The sequence below is a fragment of the Leucobacter sp. G161 genome, assembly GCF_001482305.1.
In the GTDB taxonomy this organism is placed as follows: Bacteria; Actinomycetota; Actinomycetes; order Actinomycetales; family Microbacteriaceae; genus Leucobacter.
In genome coordinates this window covers 1-238 of the sequence record NZ_LOHP01000109.1, presented here as the reverse complement: position 1 = coordinate 238, position 238 = coordinate 1, and the positions used below count along the sequence as shown (strand labels likewise).

The following is a 238-nucleotide window of genomic DNA, read 5'->3' as shown; positions in this document are numbered from 1 at the left end:
TGGGTCACCGAAGCCGGAACCACCTACGACTTCACCACCCCCATCACCACCAACACCACCATCTACGCCGACTGGACCCAAAACCCCGCAGCCGAATACCAGGTCACCTTCGACCTCACCGGCGGCACCGGCGACTACCCCACCCAAACCGTCACCGAAGGCGACACCGCCACACAACCCGACACCACACCCACCCGTGACGGATACACCTTCACCAACTGGGTCACCGAAGCCGGAA

The 238-nt window shown here is 63.0% G+C and carries 1 protein-coding gene; it reads left to right on the top strand.

What is annotated here, in order from left to right; genetic code table 11:
• Positions 1-238, top strand: a 238-nt coding sequence (locus AUL38_RS16710; RefSeq protein ID WP_161937468.1) for an InlB B-repeat-containing protein, incomplete at both ends; no start/stop codon positions are given.